The organism is Mesorhizobium temperatum (assembly GCF_002284575.1).
Classification (GTDB): Bacteria; Pseudomonadota; Alphaproteobacteria; order Rhizobiales; family Rhizobiaceae; genus Mesorhizobium; species Mesorhizobium temperatum.
The window spans coordinates 95401-111741 of the sequence record NZ_NPKJ01000073.1 but is presented as its reverse complement, the minus strand read 5'-3'; the positions used below and the strand labels follow the sequence as shown (position 1 = coordinate 111741).

Annotated in this window: 12 protein-coding genes; 9 read left to right on the top strand and 3 right to left on the bottom strand. The window is 62.1% G+C overall.

Annotation, left to right across the window (positions count from 1 at the left end; translation table 11 throughout):
• Positions 1 to 19 precede the first annotated feature (19 nt).
• From CIT26_RS31515 to CIT26_RS31500, 4 genes are read left to right on the top strand one after another with little or no spacing between them, the layout of a single operon-like run.
• On the top strand, positions 20 to 892 hold the full coding sequence (locus CIT26_RS31515; protein WP_095496188.1) for a branched-chain amino acid ABC transporter permease: 873 nt from the start codon (positions 20 to 22) through the stop codon (positions 890 to 892).
• A 13-nt stretch (positions 893 to 905) separates the two neighbouring features.
• On the top strand, positions 906 to 1892 hold the full coding sequence (locus CIT26_RS31510) for a branched-chain amino acid ABC transporter permease (RefSeq protein ID WP_095496243.1): 987 nt from the start codon (positions 906 to 908) through the stop codon (positions 1890 to 1892).
• Between the two features lie 2 nt (positions 1893 to 1894).
• A complete protein-coding gene (locus CIT26_RS31505; RefSeq protein WP_051407931.1) occupies positions 1895 to 2635 on the top strand; it encodes an ABC transporter ATP-binding protein in 741 nt (246 codons plus the stop codon).
• Positions 2632 to 3345, top strand: a complete 714-nt coding sequence (locus CIT26_RS31500; protein ID WP_095496187.1) for an ABC transporter ATP-binding protein — start codon at positions 2632 to 2634, stop codon at positions 3343 to 3345. Before CIT26_RS31505 ends, CIT26_RS31500 begins: the two co-directional genes overlap by 4 nt.
• A 470-nt stretch (positions 3346 to 3815) precedes the next feature.
• On the opposite strand, the gene CIT26_RS31495 is transcribed toward CIT26_RS31500, so the two are convergent.
• From CIT26_RS31495 to CIT26_RS31485, 3 genes are all read right to left on the bottom strand, one after another.
• Positions 3816 to 4376, bottom strand: a complete 561-nt coding sequence (locus CIT26_RS31495) for a dihydrofolate reductase family protein (RefSeq protein ID WP_095496186.1) — start codon at positions 4374 to 4376, stop codon at positions 3816 to 3818.
• 651 nt (positions 4377 to 5027) lie between these two features.
• Positions 5028 to 8543 carry a DEAD/DEAH box helicase gene (locus tag CIT26_RS31490; protein WP_095496185.1) on the bottom strand — a complete coding sequence of 1172 codons (3516 nt, stop codon included), beginning with the start codon at positions 8541 to 8543 and terminating at the stop codon, positions 5028 to 5030.
• The gene (locus CIT26_RS31485; RefSeq protein ID WP_206072837.1) at positions 8527 to 9303 is read right to left on the bottom strand and encodes a Hachiman antiphage defense system protein HamA; all 777 of its coding nucleotides are present in this window, start codon (positions 9301 to 9303) and stop codon (positions 8527 to 8529) included. Before CIT26_RS31485 ends, CIT26_RS31490 begins: the two co-directional genes overlap by 17 nt.
• A gap of 388 nt (positions 9304 to 9691) precedes the next feature.
• Here CIT26_RS31485 and CIT26_RS31480 point away from each other — a divergent pair, with 388 nt between their 5' ends.
• The 5 genes from CIT26_RS31480 to CIT26_RS31455 all read left to right on the top strand — a co-directional run bounded on the left by CIT26_RS31480 (position 9692) and on the right by CIT26_RS31455 (position 16274).
• The gene (locus tag CIT26_RS31480; RefSeq protein WP_095496184.1) at positions 9692 to 10747 is read left to right on the top strand and encodes a LacI family DNA-binding transcriptional regulator; all 1056 of its coding nucleotides are present in this window, start codon (positions 9692 to 9694) and stop codon (positions 10745 to 10747) included.
• Between the two features lie 119 nt (positions 10748 to 10866).
• Positions 10867 to 12123: an ABC transporter substrate-binding protein gene (locus CIT26_RS31475; RefSeq protein WP_095496183.1), complete on the top strand. Its 1257-nt coding sequence runs from the start codon at positions 10867 to 10869 to the stop codon at positions 12121 to 12123.
• A gap of 351 nt (positions 12124 to 12474) precedes the next feature.
• Positions 12475 to 13398 (top strand): carbohydrate ABC transporter permease, encoded by a 924-nt coding sequence (locus CIT26_RS31465; protein ID WP_095496182.1) that lies wholly within the window; start codon positions 12475 to 12477, stop codon positions 13396 to 13398.
• Entirely contained in the window at positions 13398 to 14255 is an 858-nt protein-coding gene (locus CIT26_RS31460) for a carbohydrate ABC transporter permease (protein WP_095496181.1), read from the top strand. Before CIT26_RS31465 ends, CIT26_RS31460 begins: the two co-directional genes overlap by 1 nt.
• A gap of 27 nt (positions 14256 to 14282) precedes the next feature.
• The gene (locus tag CIT26_RS31455; RefSeq protein ID WP_095496180.1) at positions 14283 to 16274 is read left to right on the top strand and encodes a glycoside hydrolase family 127 protein; all 1992 of its coding nucleotides are present in this window, start codon (positions 14283 to 14285) and stop codon (positions 16272 to 16274) included.
• The last annotated feature ends 67 nt before the right edge of the window (positions 16275 to 16341 follow it).

The following is a 16341-nucleotide window of genomic DNA, read 5'->3' as shown; positions in this document are numbered from 1 at the left end:
CTGACGGACAGGTTTGCCATTGGATCTTTTTCTTCAAACCCTGCTCAACGGCCTGCTGATAGGCGGCGTCATCGCCACGTTTTCGATCGCCTTCCAACTGACCTTCGGCGTGCTCCATGTCATCGACTTTGCGGTCGGCGCGTGGGTCGTGCTCGGCGGCTACCTCGCCTACTACATGGCTGCCTTTCTCGGCATAGACGGGTTCCTCGTCATGCCGATGGCCTTCGTCCTGTTCGGCGCGATCGGCTATCTCATGGGGCCGATGATCTACAATGTTCGAAACAGCCGCACGGCGCGACCCGAACTGATGGCGCTCGCGCTGACCTTCGGCATCTTCACCTTGCTGCGCGGCGGAATGCTGACCGTCTGGGGTTTCAATACGCATAGCGTGCCGACGGCGCTCAGCGGTCACAGCATCATGATCGGCCCGGTCACGGTGCCCCTGATCCGGGTGGCGGCGGCGTCGTTCGCGGTGCTCATCGCCGGGGGGCTGTTTTTCTTTCTCTTTCGCACGCGCTACGGGCTGGCGATCCGAGCGACGGCCGAAAACCGCCAGAACGCCGCCTTGATGGGGGTCAACATCCGGCGTCTCAGCGCCAATGTTTACGGGCTCTACGCGGGGATCACGGCGATGTCGGGCGTTCTGATGGGAGGCATCTATTCGGTCAATCCGGAGATCGGCCTGCGCTATACGCTGTTCGCCTTCTTCGTCGCCGTGCTGGCAGGGCTGGGCTCGCTGGGCGGCGCGCTTGTGGCGGCCCTGCTTCTGGGTGTCATCGAAGCCTTTGTCGCGACTTATGGCGGAGCCAGCTACTCGCATCTCGCGATCTTCGCAACGCTCTTCCTTGTCCTGTTGGTTTCCCCGCGCGGCATCCTGCGGCGCGGACTGTGAGATGGCCCAGACCATGAAAAATCGTTGGGCCGGCCTGCTTCTCCTCGTCGGCATCCTCGTCGTGCTGGCGTTGCTGCCGGTGCTGGTCAACAATTACTGGCTGCGCGTCGCCACCGGCGCGCTGATGTGGGCGGGGCTCGCCTGTTCCTGGAACATGCTAGGCGGCTATGCCGGCTACATCAATTTCGGCCATTCGGCCTTCTTCGGCATCGGCGCCTACGCCACCGCCATCCTGATGGGCGCGGATTTCGCAGTGCCGTTCCTCGCCACCATTCCCATCGGCATGATCGTCACAGCACTGTTTGCGGTCGTTATCGGCGCGCCGACATTGCGGCTGCGCGGCGCTTATTTCGCCATCGCCACCTGGGCCTTCGCCGAAGTGCTCATGCAGTTCGCCACCGTCGTCGATTTCACCGGCGGAACCGGCGGTATCGGCCTGCCTCCCTTCCTCAACGAGCGCTTCTTCTATTTCGCCATGTTCGCGGCCGCCGTCCTGACCTATTTCCTCACCTGGTTGCTGTTCGAGCGCTCCCGCTTCGGCTTGAAGGTCAAGGCCTTACGGGATCACGAACCGGCGGCCGAAGCCATGGGCATCAACACCTCGCTGGTCAAGTTGCAGACCTTCGTGCTCAGCGCCGTCGTCGCCTCCGTGTTCGGCAGTATTTTCGCCTACTGGGTGACCTTCATCAATCCAAAGAGCGTGTTCGGCGGCGACATCACCGATCAGATGGTCGTCATGGTCCTGCTCGGCGGGCTCGGCAGCCTGTGGGGGCCGGCCATCGGCGGCGTCGCGCTGTTCTTCGTCAACCGGCTTATCTGGATGTACTATGGCGATACCGCCTTCTATATCGCCATTCTCGGCGCCGCCATCATCCTGGTGGTGCTGTTCCTGCCCAACGGCATCGCCGGCCTGTTTGCGCGGCGAAGCGGGAAATCAGGCAGCGTGCTCGACACGGTGCTCGGACGCCTGCTCGGCTCCCGCCAGGGAGGACGCTCGTGAGCATGACGGCGCAAGCGCCCGCGCCAGGCGACCAGCCCATCCTCTTCGTTCGCGACGTGCACAAGCATTTCGGCGGCATCCAGGCAGCCGCCGGCGTCGACCTGGAGGTCGGACGCGGCGAGATCGCCGGCCTCATCGGCCCCAACGGCTCGGGCAAATCGACCCTGTTCAATCTCGTCGCCGGCATGGAGACGCCCGATCGCGGGCAGATCCTATTCGACGGCCATGAGATCGGCGGCAAAAAGGCCTATACGATAGCCCGCCTCGGCCTCGCGCGCACCTTTCAGATCCCGGCGTTGTTCGAGAACATGACAGTCAGCGGGAACCTTCTGGCCGCGGCTGCCGAGGGTCATTGGCATGGCGCGCAACAGCGGGCGGACGAGACGCTGGCGCTGCTGCATCTCGAACCGGTCGCCAACAACCGCGCGTCCGACTTGTCCGGCGGCCAGCAGAAACTGCTCGAATTCGGCCGCGTGATCATGCGCCAGGCGTCCCTCATCCTGCTCGACGAGGTGACGGCCGGCGTCCACCCCAACATCCGCAAGATCATCTTGGAAGCGATCGCCAGGCTGCGCGAGCAGGGAACCAGCTTCTTCGTCATCGAGCATGACATGGAAATGGTGCGCAATGTCTGCGACCGCATCATCGTCATGGATTCGGGGCGGGTGGTGACCAGCGGCGCGTTCGAGGACATCGTGCAAAATTCCGAAGTCATGCAGACCTATCTAGGGCGTCCGCAATGAGCACGTTGGTCGCAGACAGCGTCGTTGCGGGCTACGGCAAGCAGGAGATCGTCCATGGCGTCTCCCTTGTCGCGGAAGCCGGCAAGATCACCTGCATCTTCGGCCCCAATGGCTGCGGCAAGTCAACCTTGCTGAAAGCGATCGCCGGCGCGCTGCCGGTATGGGGCGGCACAATCGGGCTCGGCGGCGAAACGATTAGCAATTTGCCGGTCCATGAAGTCGTGCGCCAGGGCCTGGTGCTGATGCCGCAGGGCGGCGGCGTGTTTCCACGGCTGACGGTGATGGAAAATCTGCGCATGGGCGGCTACGCCATTGCCGACCGGAAGCTGGTGGACGGGCGCATCGAGGCTCTGGTCGACCAATATCCATCGCTGGCGCGGCGGCGCAAGACCACGGCCGGAGCCCTTTCGGGCGGCGAACAGGCGATGCTGGCGCTGGCGCGCGCGCTGGTGTCGGAACCGCGTTTCATCCTGCTCGACGAACCGTCCGCCGGCCTTTCGCCGGCCATGGTGAGCGAGACGCTGGAGCGCATCAAGGTGCTGACCGCGCGCGGCATCGGCGTTCTCATGGTCGAGCAGAACATTCGCGAGGCCATGCCGATCGCCGACCGGCTCTATATCCTGGCCGCCGGAGAAAAGCGCTTCGAAGGCACGCCCGGAGATGTCCGCAACGACCGACAGATCATGGACATCTATATGGGCGGCGCCTGATGCGGCTTGGCACTTTATAGGTAATAGGTACTGCAAACTGTGTCGTGAATTGTCCAACCGAGCCGCTGTCACAGTCTCGCGGTAGCCTACCGAGGCTGTGGCAGGCCCTGATGGCGCGCGCGAGCCCGACGGCGGCGGCCCCCCTGCCGTAGCGGATGTCCAGGAAAGCCGAGCATGGCAAGCGAGCGCAGCGCCTCTCGCAGTAGCGGTCGCGACACGCCTGGCCGCAGCGAAAGCTCGCGCTCGTCGGGCTTCAGCGAGCCGTCCAGTAGCGCGTCGTAGGCTGAAGCTGCCGATCTCCCCCCTTGCGGGCCCTTGTGGGGGAGATGGCCGGCAGGCCAGAGGGGGGCGCTGTCCCGCCAACCTAAATCGCAACTGCGCCGTTACGGCAGCTAAAACTCAAATGCTTGCGTTCTTTCGCGCCCCCTCTGCCCTGCCGGGCATCTCCCCCACAGTGGGGAGATTGGCTGTCATCGGCGCTCGCCCTCATCAGACTTCCCCGTCACAGGCGCATACTCAAGCGCCACCACGCCGTTGCTGAATGGCGTGACCGATATCAACTCGAGCGGCACTGGCTCGCCGGGCGGGAACAGCGGCTTGCCCTGGCCGACGGCGCCGGGATAACTGAGCAGCCTGATGCGGTCGACCAGCCCATGGCGCAGCAACTGCTGGGCGATGCTCAGGCTGCCATGCACATAGATGTTGCCGCCGCTGCCTTGCTTCAGTTCCCTGACCGCATCCGGCAAGGCGCCCTTCAGCAGCTCTGCCGGCTTCCAGTCGAGCGCCCTCAGGCTGGTCGAGGCGACATATTTCGGCAGTGCGTTGAAGCGGTCGGCGAAGTCTCCGGTTTCATTGGGCCATGAGCCGGCAAAGATCTCATAGGTCGTGCGCCCCAAAAGCATCGCGCCGCTGTCGGCAAGCTCGTCCTCCTTGAACCTTTGCATTTCATCGTTCCAGGTCACGCCGGGCAGCTTCTCGACCTCGGCGATGCCATCGATGCTGATGAATTCGGTGATGATGAGCTTTCTCATGGCGCTTTCTCTTCTGGCGGGGGGACCGAGCGGCCTTCCGAGAACCGCGCCGTGAAAATAAAATAGAGCAGCGCATTGTTGCTTTTAGTCGGTGTCAGACGCGAGCGCCGATCTGAGGCTTGGCGCCAACTCAAACCGGCAGCAGAAGCGCGTGGGCGAGCGGAAGCAGTGTGAGCGGCCGGTGCTTGTTTGTCCACGATGGTCGCCTCTGACCCATCGGTGAGCTCCACCGTCCGCCTCGCGAATGACCGCAGTGCGCCTCATCTCAAGAGGCTAGGCGATCTGCCTCGACTACCCGAGAAACCTGACTTTAGGACCGTCCAGACGACGCCGTCGATCCCTTTGCCGGCCGCCCACGATCCGATCCGTTCCGCATACTGCGAACGCGAGGCCACCGCCCGATTGACGCGAGCCGAGTCACACCTTCCCTTGCCGCCAGCGCTTTTACGGCCGCATCCAGCGAAGCCACGTCAAGCTCAGCCCAGAGTACAGGAACGTCATGCGCAACGGGATCGATCACCAACGTTATCCTGCCGTCCTCCGACACGCGGGAGAATTCCACTGGTAAGAACGGGCCATCAGCGTGCCACTCGCCGCATGGCAGGTCTTCTGGCTGCAATATCAGCGATCCCCAGCCAAGACACACCAGCTTCATGCCGTAGCCTCGAGCGTGTCGGGTCCGAGATAGCTAATTGCGATCCTGCCACCTTCAAGGGTTGCGATCGTAAGACCGCAACGTGCAGGATTGAGGCGCTCGTTCAGAACTCCAAGCCGCGTACCGTCCGGCGCCAGCAGCTCGGTCGAGCCATCTTCTGACGTTTCAAGCCGTACAGCCATCCCTTCGCTTACCACAGCATCAACCTCCCACCTGACGTCCGAATAGAGGGTGATCTCCTCCCACTTCCGCGCAGCAAAGCGCGAATAGGTAGACACGTAATCCAACCAAAGCTGATGCGCCTCCGGCATGGGCCAGTCAGGATCGTTGCCTGCTTCGCGCACAGCCCGGCTACGGAGCCACCTGCGAAGTTCAACGCCACTCTCGAATGTCGCCGCAAGGTCGGTCACGATCTTGATTGCTGCCAGCCGCGAGCTAAAGCCCGATCTTATTAGCAGTGCGGTGGAACGATTGAGTGTACCGGTTTCGACCGCAGCCACCGCGAGGCCCAGTTCCATATCATCCATCGTGAGATTGCCAATGGCGCCGTTACTCACAGGATCATTGTTCGCAAGCGCTCGTACGCGCACTGCCTCCATCGCCCAGGGCAGGCGGAACGAGAGTCCCTGTTCCACGAAGTTGAGGACCCTGTCCTGGTCGTCAGCAGTGAAAGAGGCGATGGGCTCGCCGAGCAGCCACGCCCTGAGTATCGCCGGCCACTCATTTGGCAACTGCCTTGGAATGAATGGATCGATCGTGAAGACGATTGCGGCAAATGCCGTGATGGCTCCTATTGCCGCATCGTTCTCGTCATTTAATATCCCGCCGTTGGCTTGCACGAGAAGATTATTGAGTGCAGCAGCATGCTGGTCAAGCATTTGTCCGGTCTTCAGGCCGACGCCGGAGAGGAAGTACCCCCGTCGCTGACGGGCTGAAGAGTTCCGCCAAAGGTGTTTGGCGCGCGCAAGAATGAGGCCGCGAAACGCTGCATGCTGCGCCTCTTTTCGTCTCGCCAGTCGACGTTCGAACAGCGAAGATGCAAGCACGGCGTCCAGCGTCTTCTCCAGATTGACATCCGCGATCTCCTTATCGCCAAGAAGGCTCAAGATCGCCGTATCTAGGGTGGTTAGGTACTCATTCCATTGTTCTTCGCTAAGTTCCGTCACCTGCCCCACCGGAACCATCGCATGGCCAAAGTCCCAGACTTCGGCGTTATTCATAACGTATTCGACTAGCGTGTTGAAATCCTTCGCTTTGATCTTGCGCGCAAGCCGGCGCAGCAACGCCAGAACCAGACGCAAAAGACCGCTCTCCATCTCATGCCCCTTTTTGGAAGCGATGAGTCCAGACCAGTCGTCGCGCCGTTTCCTAACGCGATCAAACATGGGGTACAGGACGAGGCCCTCTACATCGACGTAGGCCCTTCCGGCCCGTCCAACGATGTTGCGGAAGTCCGAGGAGCGGATAACTTCCTGGTTTCTCCTCAAGTCGTGGAAAATGACGACCGAGGCGGAAAGGTTGAGACCTTGCGCCAGTGTTGGCGACGACACTGTCACTGGCAGAACACCTTCGCGCAGCAGCCGCTCGATTTCTTTCCGGTACGGTGTGGGCAGCGCCCCGTGGTGAATCGCCACGCCAAGCTTGAGACACTTTAGAAGCACGTGATCCGCGCCCAGCCACTCCGTTCCAATGGCTATTGCGGTGCTGAGGTCCGATCCATCGCCAATGTACAAGGACGGTAGGCCAAGCTGGCGGTGAAGCTTGACGATTGCCTCCGCATAGGGCTCGACTGACCGTCGCTCGGGGCAGAAGATCAGGACGGTCTGCCCGTCCTCGACAAGCCGCCACGCGCAGGCGAGGCATAACTCACGCTGGTCCGACGGAAATTCCTTTTTCCGCTTGGGCGGAACAAAGCCTCCTACAAATGTTTCCACCCACGGCGTTTCGCCCTCCACGTTAGCGTTGAGCCGTCCAAGCCCGTTCTTCCAGACAACCTCGCCGTACCACAGGCGCGTTGGTCGCCAGTTCTTCCGCACCAACGCGTCGTCGTCATCATTCGATAGCCACGCGGTAAAATCTTCGAGCTGATCGCCATCGGGCAACACGGCGGAAAGGCAGACGATCCGTCGCTTGTTGGCATCGTGACGCTGCAGGAGCCTCTGAATTTGGGCCTCGTAGCGTATCTCACGTTCGCCCAGGCCAATCATGTGCCCCTCATCAAGCACGATGAGGCCGACGTCATAGAGAATGGACGGATCGTTTCGCAACGCGAAATCCAGCTTCTCGGGCGTGCCAACGATGATGTCGCGGTCCTCGAAGAAGTCTGAATCAAGCTCGCTCACGCCGATGCTGCCGTAGAGCGTCGATACAGTCTTGCCGAGCGGCGCGAAGGTACGCTGCAGTACGGCTTCAGTCTGGGCAGACAGGGCGCGCAGCGGCGTAATGAAGACGACCTTCTTTCCGTCCGCGAGGCAGGCCAGAATGCAAAGCTCTGCGACACGGGTCTTGCCGGCGCTCGTGGGCAGCGACACAACCATGTTGCCGCTGCCCACGATCGCTCGATCAGCCGCGTCGAGCTGCGATGGCCAGAGTTCGATTTCCGCCCGGCGGCGCCGGTAGAGAGCCGCAATGAAAAGTCTCCTGCATCGCTGCCACTCTTCCGTGGCCACTTCGTTCAGAGGCTTCAGCGGCAAGCGCTGGTGGAAGCTTGCCTCCCATGTATCCCGCAGGACATGAATCGTAAGCCGGAAACACCACCATTGCGGAACCATGCTGAGTTCGGCGCAGCTGGCAAGACCATCGCTTAGACGTTTAATCGCATCCTCTATCAGCTCGCTGCTTCCACGCTCAAATGCGAGGAGCGCGACCGAAATTGCTCCGAAATATTGATCCGTGAGTGCGAGATCGACAACACGAAGGAGATCGCCATCGCCCCCGTCTTCCTCGTCATCCGCACTTTCGTCCTGGCCTTCGAAATGGGCGGCCAAAGCAGCTGCGAGAGTATTGTCGTCTGACTGACCCGAAGCCCGCCATTCCGCGATCATCGCTTCCAGCGCATCTAAATCGCGAAGTATGAACAGTGCAAGGCATCGCTCGGGACGGCTCAAGTTGGCGTTGTCGGCGGCCGCGACAAGAAGCGAGTAAGCCCGCGCCGAAAACCGACCCAGATGATATGCTGAGGCCGCAACCAAGCGATGGAAGTCTCGCGACGCCGCCGCCGCTCCCCTTGCAATGACGGCTTCAAGCGCTTCGGCACTCCGCTCGAAACCAATCCGTGCAACGCTGGCGTCGCCGCCGCCCTCAAGCAGGCGAATGCCCTGTCCCAGCAGGGCGTAGCCGTAGGAAAGGAGATCGTATGACAGGTTCGAGGTGAACCGTGGTGCGTCATCGGGCAGTTGTCCGTCGCGCCAGATCAGCGATCTTGCCTGCCCACGCGCGAGAAGGTTTCTCCTGAATCCCGTCTCAACGGCGCCCCGGATGCTCGCTTCGAGCGCCTCATTCCCCGTCGGCATGTTCCCCCACCTTTTTGAACACGCTAGCGATGAAATCTTGATGCCCGTCTACGCGAAGGCCGACAGCCGATTGCGGCACCTTCCCCATGTATGCTGCGAGGTTCTTCGCCAGGATCGCGGACGGGTTGTTTCCCGAGAAGGTGAAGATCAGATGTGAGACCTGTTTCAGCGCAATGCCATCCACCAGGAGGGCGTCGTCGATAAGGTTTCCCAACTCGTCCTCACCGTCCTCGTGAAGCCGGTCGGCGATAAACTCCAACGCATGTGGCGACGGCTTTTGCTGAAATGCAGTAAGCGCCTTTCGTGCGTCGGTTACTGCCGACGTCGTCAGCTTGGCGCGGCTCTTCACTTCGCCTTTCAGAAAGCGGATCTTCTCCGGCCCGTCCACCGGCTGGAGACCGATAAGATCATCGCCCCGCATCGCCATCTCGCGGTGATCTTTCCACCGCAGCTTGCTTATACCGGCCGGGAAGTCGGTCGATTCCTCGACATAGCGGGAAGCGAGAATTTCGGCGAGGTCGCCAGACCTTATACGCGAGCCGGTTGGAAGCTTGTTCTGGACATACGCGGCTGCGGCCGACTTGCCGAGGCGCTTCAGGATCGAAGCAATGCGCTTTTTCGAGGCATAGTGAGACGGCAGCGCCGTCGCAAGCTCATCGATGGCGCCACTCAACTTTGTAGCATCAGGCTTGAGCGTTGCAACAGTGTGGCCATTAACGTCCACGGTCGTTGCAACGACCCAGTCCTCGATCTTGCCCACGTGTCGCCCCCTCTTAGCTGCAATTCTGCACCAGCCGAGTGGCGGTGACTACAGGAAAGGTGGCAATATGCCATTCTGAGACCTTGGGCCACTTCTAGTTGACGTCCGCTAATCGATTGGCTTAGGGGGCCAGAAGCTGCCAGTCAACTTGCGGCCCAGAACGCGACGTTGGAGTATCTGCTCGGCAATGACCGCTCCTGGCTACCGCACTCAACAGGAAATCTCGAACCAAAGTTCTCCCCCCTTGCCATCCCCACACCCTTCTCTTAATCTCCCTTAGAGAAAACCTTTTCTCAAATCGCCTCGCATCCGCTGACCTCCCCATTCAGCGCTTCGCAGGCCCATAAGAGAAAAGCTTTTCCCAACTCGAGGGACCCGCACCCGCAACATGGTTTCTGACGCCTCGCCAGCGCCCACCAAAACCCCCGTCACCCTCCGTGAGGTGGCAGCCCTTGCCGGCGTCAGCGTCGCCACCGCGTCGAAGGCGCTGAACGGGCAGGGGCGGATGACGGCCGAGACGCGCGAGCGCATTCGCGAGACGGCGCAGCGGCTGGGCTTTCGGCCGAACAGCCTGGCGCAGAGTCTGTTGCGGCGGCGCTCCTTCACCGTCGGGCTGTTGACCAACGACACCTATGGCCGCTTTTCGCTGCCGGTCATGTCGGGCATTTCGGATGCGCTGGTCGACAAGGGCGTCTCGGTCTTTCTGTGCAATGTCGAGGACGACCAGCGCCTCGGCCAGCTCCATGTCGATGCCATGCTCGACAAGCGCGTCGACGGCATCATCGCCACCGGCAAGCGCATCGATCGCCATCTGCCGGTCGACCTGTCCAATCTCGGCGTTCCCGTGATTTACGCCTTCACCCAGCCCGATCCCGGCGCCATCGCTTTCGTGTCTGACGACGCCGGCGGCGCGCGCCTGGCGGTCGAGCACTTTTGGCGGCTTGGGCGGCGGCGCATCGCCCATGTCACCGGGCCGGCGAGTTTTGAGGTGGTGCACGCGCGGGCACAGGCCTATCGTGACGTGCTGACCGAGAAAGGCTTGCCGGTCATGGAACCATTGCTCGGATCGTGGTCGGAAGCGTGGGGTCACGAGGCGGTGAAGAAGCTCTTCGACGGTAAGCTGTCGAAGAGTGGGGGCGAAAAACCCGATGCCGTGTTTTGCGGCAACGACCAGATCGCGCGCGGCGTCATCGACGCGCTGCGCGAGCGCGGGCTTGGCGTGCCGGACGATGTCGGCGTCATCGGTTTCGACAATTGGCAGATCGTGGCCGAGGCGACCCGCCCGCCGCTGACCTCCGTCGACATGAATCTGGCGGCACTCGGGCGCGAGGCCGGTCTTACGCTTCTTTCGCTCGTCGGCGGCGAACCCGCCGAGCCGGGCATCCGAAAACTGCCGTGCCGGCTCGTGGTGCGTCAGTCATGCGGCCGTCCGCCGGGCGGCTGAGACCAATGCATGTCGCCCAAAAGTGCGCAGCGGTTTTGGGATAACGACATGCATCAAAGCGAAAGGCCGCCGCGCGGGGAGCGCGGCCGCAGGAAAACAGAACCATGAGGAGGAGAACCATGAAAACCATCATTACCGGGCTCGCCTTTGCCGCGAGCGTTTTTTCCACGCTGGCGACAGTCGAGCCGTCCGCCGCAGCCGAGACCGCCAACATCTGGGTGCGCGCCGACGGCTCGAACTTCATGCCGCGCATCGTCGATGCCTTCAACAAGGGGCATGAGAACCAGATCAAGCTGGACATCATCCCCAATGCCGAGATCATCCCGAAATATGGCGCTGCCGCCGCCGGCGGCACAGCACCCGATGCGCTTTCGCTCGATCTGATCTACACGCCGTCCTTCGCTGCCGCCGGCCAGCTGGAAGACATCACCGACTGGGCGAAATCGCTGCCTTATTTCAATAGCCTGTCGCCGGCGCATGTCAAAACCGGCACCTACAAGGGCCGCATCTACGGGCTGCCGTTCTCCGCCGATAGTTCGGTGCTGATCTGGAACAAGAAGCTGTTCAAGCAGGCCGGTCTCGACCCTGAAAAAGGTCCGACCAACTGGGCCGAGATCGAAGCCTATGCCGAGAAGGTCAACGCGCTCGGCGGCGACACCAAGGGATTCTACTTCTCCGGCAATTGCGGCGGCTGCAACATCTTCACCTTCACGCCGCTGATCTGGGCCTCGGGCGGCGACATCCTCACCGAGGACGGCTCGAAGGCGACGCTCGATAGCCCGCAGCTGCGCGGCGCCATCGATCTCTACCGCTCGATGGTCAAGAAGGATCTGGTGCCGGCAGGCGCGCAGACCGACACCGGCTCCAACTTCTTTGCCGCCTTCGCCGGCGGCAATATCGGCATCTCGCCGTCCGGAGCTTTCGCCATCGGCGCGCTGAACACGCAATACCCAGACATCGACTATGGCGTCACCTTCCTGCCCGGCAAGGATGGCGGCTGGTCGTCCTTTGCCGGCGGCGACAACTTCGTCGTCACCAAGGGCACCACGAAAATCGCGGTGGTGAAGGAGTTCCTCGATTTCGCCTACTCGCTGGAAGGCCAGACCATACTGGCGAAATATGGCAGCCTTCCCGTGCGCGGCGACATCGCCAATGAGGCGCTGAAGGACCTCGACCCGCGCTACAAGGTCGCCGCAGAAGCCATGGCCAAGGGCCGCACACCCTATTCGGTGGTGTTCAACGACCTGATCAACTCCGCCAACGGTCCGTGGAACCAGATGGTCAACGAGGTCTTCTTCGGCGAAGACGTCGACGGCGCCATCGCCAATGCGCAGGAAACCATGCAGTCGATCATCGATTCGGCGCCGCAGCAGTAGGCGCTGATCCGGCCGCTCGCCCGTCTTCCTGGCGGGCGGCCGGACATTTGTATCTGGCAAAAGACCGCCTCTACTCATGTTGGAAGACCAATTGTCAATGTCGGCGCTGCCCCTCATCCGCCTGCCGGCACCTTCTCCCCGTATAGTGACGGGGAGAAGAGGCTGGCCGCGACCTCGGTACCCTTTCTGCAACGCTGGGTGTCGGCGAAATCCTTTGCGAAGGCATCCTTCTCCCCGTCACTATACGGGGAGAAGTGCCCGGCAGGGCGATGAGGGGCAGCGCCAACCCCAAACGATTGCCTTGGCGCAGTCGGCCGGACATTTGCATCCATTTAACAGCAAGAACCGCGCATGACCTCCATCGCAGCACTTTCCACCCCAACACGCCGCAAACTGGTCGGCGCCGGCCGCCGGCAGTGGATTGGCCTGCTCTATGTCGCGCCGGCCGTTGCCCTTGTCGTCGTCTTCTTCATCGTCCCGCTTTGCATGACGGCGTGGATGTCGCTGCACAACTGGCCGCTGATGGGCGCGCACTCCTTCATTGGCCTCGACAATTACTGGGCGATCCTGCGCGATACCAGGTTCTGGAACGCGCTGCGTTTCACCGGCTACTACACGGTGGTGGTGACGATCGCGATCTTCGCCGTCGCCTTTCCGCTGGCGCTGTTCATCGAAAGGCCGCGGCCGCTGACCGGCTTCTACCGGACATCCTTCTTCATGCCGGCCGTCATCGGTTTCGCCTCGGCCAGCCTGCTCTGGTCGTGGCTGCTCAATGTCGATTCCGGCCTGTTCAGTCCGGCCGCCTTCGAGCTCGGCCTGACCGAGAAAAAGGTCAATCTGCTGGCGACCTTTCAGCCGGCGTTCTGGTCGATCATCGCCATGGTCGTCTGGAAGGTGGCGGGCTTCACCATGATCATCCTGATGACCGGCCTGCAATCCATCCCGCCGGATCTGCAGGAGGCGGCGATGATCGACGGGGCAGGGCCGCTGGCGCGGTTTCGCGCCATCACCCTGCCGCTGATGCGCCGCACTCTGGCGCTGGCGCTGATCCTGTCGGTTGCCGGCTCGGTGCTCGCCTTCGACCAGTTCTACATCATCCTGCGCGGTGGGCCGCGCAACCAGACGCTGACCGCCGTCTACTGGATTTTCAACCAGTCCTTCGTGTCGTTCAAGCTCGGCTATGGCGCCGCACTGTCGATGATCTTGCTGGTCATCCTGGTCGCGCTCAGCCTCATCCAACTGCGGCTGCTGCGCCAACCGGAGGGCGTTGACTGATGGCGCAGGCACGCAGCCGCAAACGCCGCATCGGGATGCAGATCGCCGAGCACTCGACGGGCATCATCGCCTCGCTGCTGTTCCTGGCGCCGATCGTCTGGACCGTGCTTTCGGCGTTCAAGCCGGCGCAGGAATCGCGTCAGCCGCCGCTGCCACCCTGGCCGACGACGGGCTTTTCAGTCGAGAACTACGCCACGCTCAACACTTTCGGCGACGGCCTCTGGCTGCCGGCGCAAAACAGCATCTATGTCTCGGTCATGACGGTGGTGCTGTCGGTGATCGTCAGCGTGCTGGCCGGCTACGGTTTTTCGCGCTTCCGCTTTCCGCTGAAGAACCTGCTCTTCGTCCTCATCCTGTCGACGATCATGATCCCGTTCCAGTCGATCCTGACGCCGATCTTCCTGGTGCTGACCAAGATCGGCCTGCACAACACGCTGACCGGGCTGGTCTGCGTTTATGTCACGCTGCAGCTGCCGTTCTCGATCTTCATGATGCGCAACGCCTTCGACGCGGTTCCGCGCGAGATCGAGGAAGCGGCCCGTATGGACGGCGCCAACAATGTCACCATGCTGCTGCGGGTGATGCTGCCGCTGGTCTGGCCGGGCATCGTCACCATCGCGCTGTTCGCATTCCTCGGCGCCTGGAACGAGTTTCTGGCAGCGCTGGTGCTGATGACGGATCAGTCCAAATTCACGCTGCCGATCATGATGACGGCGCTTCAGTCCGGCCGCTTCGGCGCCATCGACTGGGGCGCGGTGCAGGCCGGCGTCACCGTGATGATGGTGCCGTGCCTGGTGCTCTTCCTGTTGCTGCAGCGCTTCTACATCCGCGGCCTCATGGCAGGGGCCGTGAAGTGACCAATCGAATCGAACCGGAGTAAATTCATGACCGCATCGCAATCGGCCCCTCAGGGCACCACGCCGGGCAAGCCGAAACTCGCCTTCCGTCCGCTTCCCGTGCCGCAGGTCGATGTGCGCGGCTTCTGGGGCGACCGTGTCGATGCCGTCGCCACCAGGACCGCCAATATCCTGTATGACCGCTGCGTCGAGGCGCGCATGCTCGAGCAGATCGATCCGGACCGGCCATCGCCGGGCGTCGTCATTCCATTCCACTCACCCTCGCCGGACGAGGCAGCCACCGCCGGCAACGAGTTCACGGGATCGACGGTGACGACGCAGATGTTCTGGGACAGCGACTGGGGCAAGACCATCGAGACCGCCGCCTATTCGCTCTACCGCCGCCGCAATGACGCGCTGGAGAAGAAGATCGATGCCGTCATCGACATGTACGGCAAGCTGCAGCAGCCGGACGGTTATCTGTCGAGCTGGTACCAGCGTATCCAGCCCGGCCTGCGCTGGACCAATCTGCGCGATTGCCACGAGCTCTATTGCGCCGGCCATCTGATCGAGGGCGCGGTCGCCTACTCCCAGGCGACGGGAAAGCGCAAGCTGCTCGACATCATGTGCCGCTATGCCGACCATATCGCCGAGACGTTCGGCCCCGAGCCCGGCAAGAGGCAGGGCTATTGCGGCCACGAGGAGATCGAGCTGGCGTTAGTCAAGCTCGCGCGCGTGACCGGCCAGCAAAAGTACATGGACCTGGCAAAATACTTCATCGACCAGCGCGGCCTTGAGCCGCATTATTTCGACGAGGAGGCACGTGCCCGCGGCGCCGACCCAAAAGCCTATCATTTCAAGACCTACGAATACAGCCAATCGCACAAGCCGGTGCGCGATCAGGACAAGGTCGTCGGCCATGCGGTCAGGGCGATGTACCTCTATTCGGGCATGGCCGATATCGCCACCGAATATGGCGACGACACGCTGCGCGTGGCGCTCGACCGGCTGTGGGACGATCTCACGACCAAGAACCTCTACATCACCGGCGGCCTCGGGCCGTCGTCGCACAATGAGGGTTTTACCGCCGACTACGATCTGCCCAACGAAACCGCCTATGCCGAGACCTGCGCTTCGGTCGGACTGGTGTTCTGGGCCAGCCGCATGCTCGGCATGGGCCCCAATGCGCGCTATGCCGACATGATGGAGCGAGCTCTCTACAACGGCTCGATTTCGGGCCTGTCGCTCGACGGCTCGCTGTTCTTCTATGAAAATCCGCTGGAAAGCCGGGGCAAGCACAACCGCTGGAAATGGCATCGCTGCCCCTGCTGCCCGCCCAATATCGGGCGCATGGTGGCCTCGATCGGCAGCTATTTCTACGGATTGTCGGACGACGCGCTGGCCGTCCATCTCTATGGAAACAGCACGGCTCGTTTCGATATCGCAGGGACGCAAATAGAGCTGATCCAGACCAGCAACTATCCATGGGACGGCGCGGTCTCGATCACTATCGAACCCGAGGCGCCGACCGAGTTCACCTTGCACCTGCGCCTGCCGGCCTGGTGCCGCAACGCGGCGCTCAAGGTGAATGGCGCCGATGTCGATCTGGGAGATGTCACCAGCGACGGCTATGCCGCGATCCGGCGCGAGTGGCGCAAGGGCGACCAGGTCGAGCTCGATGTTGAAATGGCTGTCGACCGCCTCTACGCCAACCCGGAGGTGCGCCAGGACATCGGCCGTGTCGCGCTCGCGCGCGGCCCGCTGATCTATTGCATCGAGGAGACCGACAATGCCGGCCAGCTGCACCGCATCGCCTTGCCACGCACAGCAAACATCGAGGCGCATAAGCAGCCGAACCTATTGGGCGGCGTCGTGACGCTTTCGGCTCTGGCCAGGAGAGAGGCGTTTGAGAGCTGGGACGACGGCCTCTACCGCACCGAACCGCCGGCGGTTGAGGAAGCAAAAGTCACCGCCGTTCCTTACTTCGCCTGGGACAACCGCGATCCCGGAGAGATGCTCGTCTGGCTGAGAGACTCGTGATCCGGAGACGAAGATGATGCCGCCGACGAGAGGGATGTCTTGAATTTGCCCCGGCGGCGCTAATTTA

Bases quoted from the DNA above. Each gene is read 5' to 3' on its own strand.
- CIT26_RS31510 (WP_095496243.1), top strand. From the start codon at position 906: ATGAAAAATCGTTGGGCCGGCCTGCTTCTCCTCGTCGGCATCCTCGTC.
- CIT26_RS31505 (WP_051407931.1), top strand. From the start codon at position 1,895: ATGACGGCGCAAGCGCCCGCGCCAGGCGACCAGCCCATCCTCTTCGTT.
- CIT26_RS31500 (WP_095496187.1), top strand. From the start codon at position 2,632: ATGAGCACGTTGGTCGCAGACAGCGTCGTTGCGGGCTACGGCAAGCAG.
- CIT26_RS31495 (WP_095496186.1), bottom strand. From the start codon at position 4,376: ATGAGAAAGCTCATCATCACCGAATTCATCAGCATCGATGGCATCGCC.
- CIT26_RS31490 (WP_095496185.1), bottom strand. From the start codon at position 8,543: ATGCCGACGGGGAATGAGGCGCTCGAAGCGAGCATCCGGGGCGCCGTT.
- CIT26_RS31480 (WP_095496184.1), top strand. From the start codon at position 9,692: ATGGTTTCTGACGCCTCGCCAGCGCCCACCAAAACCCCCGTCACCCTC.
- CIT26_RS31475 (WP_095496183.1), top strand. From the start codon at position 10,867: ATGAAAACCATCATTACCGGGCTCGCCTTTGCCGCGAGCGTTTTTTCC.
- CIT26_RS31465 (WP_095496182.1), top strand. From the start codon at position 12,475: ATGACCTCCATCGCAGCACTTTCCACCCCAACACGCCGCAAACTGGTC.
- CIT26_RS31460 (WP_095496181.1), top strand. From the start codon at position 13,398: ATGGCGCAGGCACGCAGCCGCAAACGCCGCATCGGGATGCAGATCGCC.
- CIT26_RS31455 (WP_095496180.1), top strand. From the start codon at position 14,283: ATGACCGCATCGCAATCGGCCCCTCAGGGCACCACGCCGGGCAAGCCG.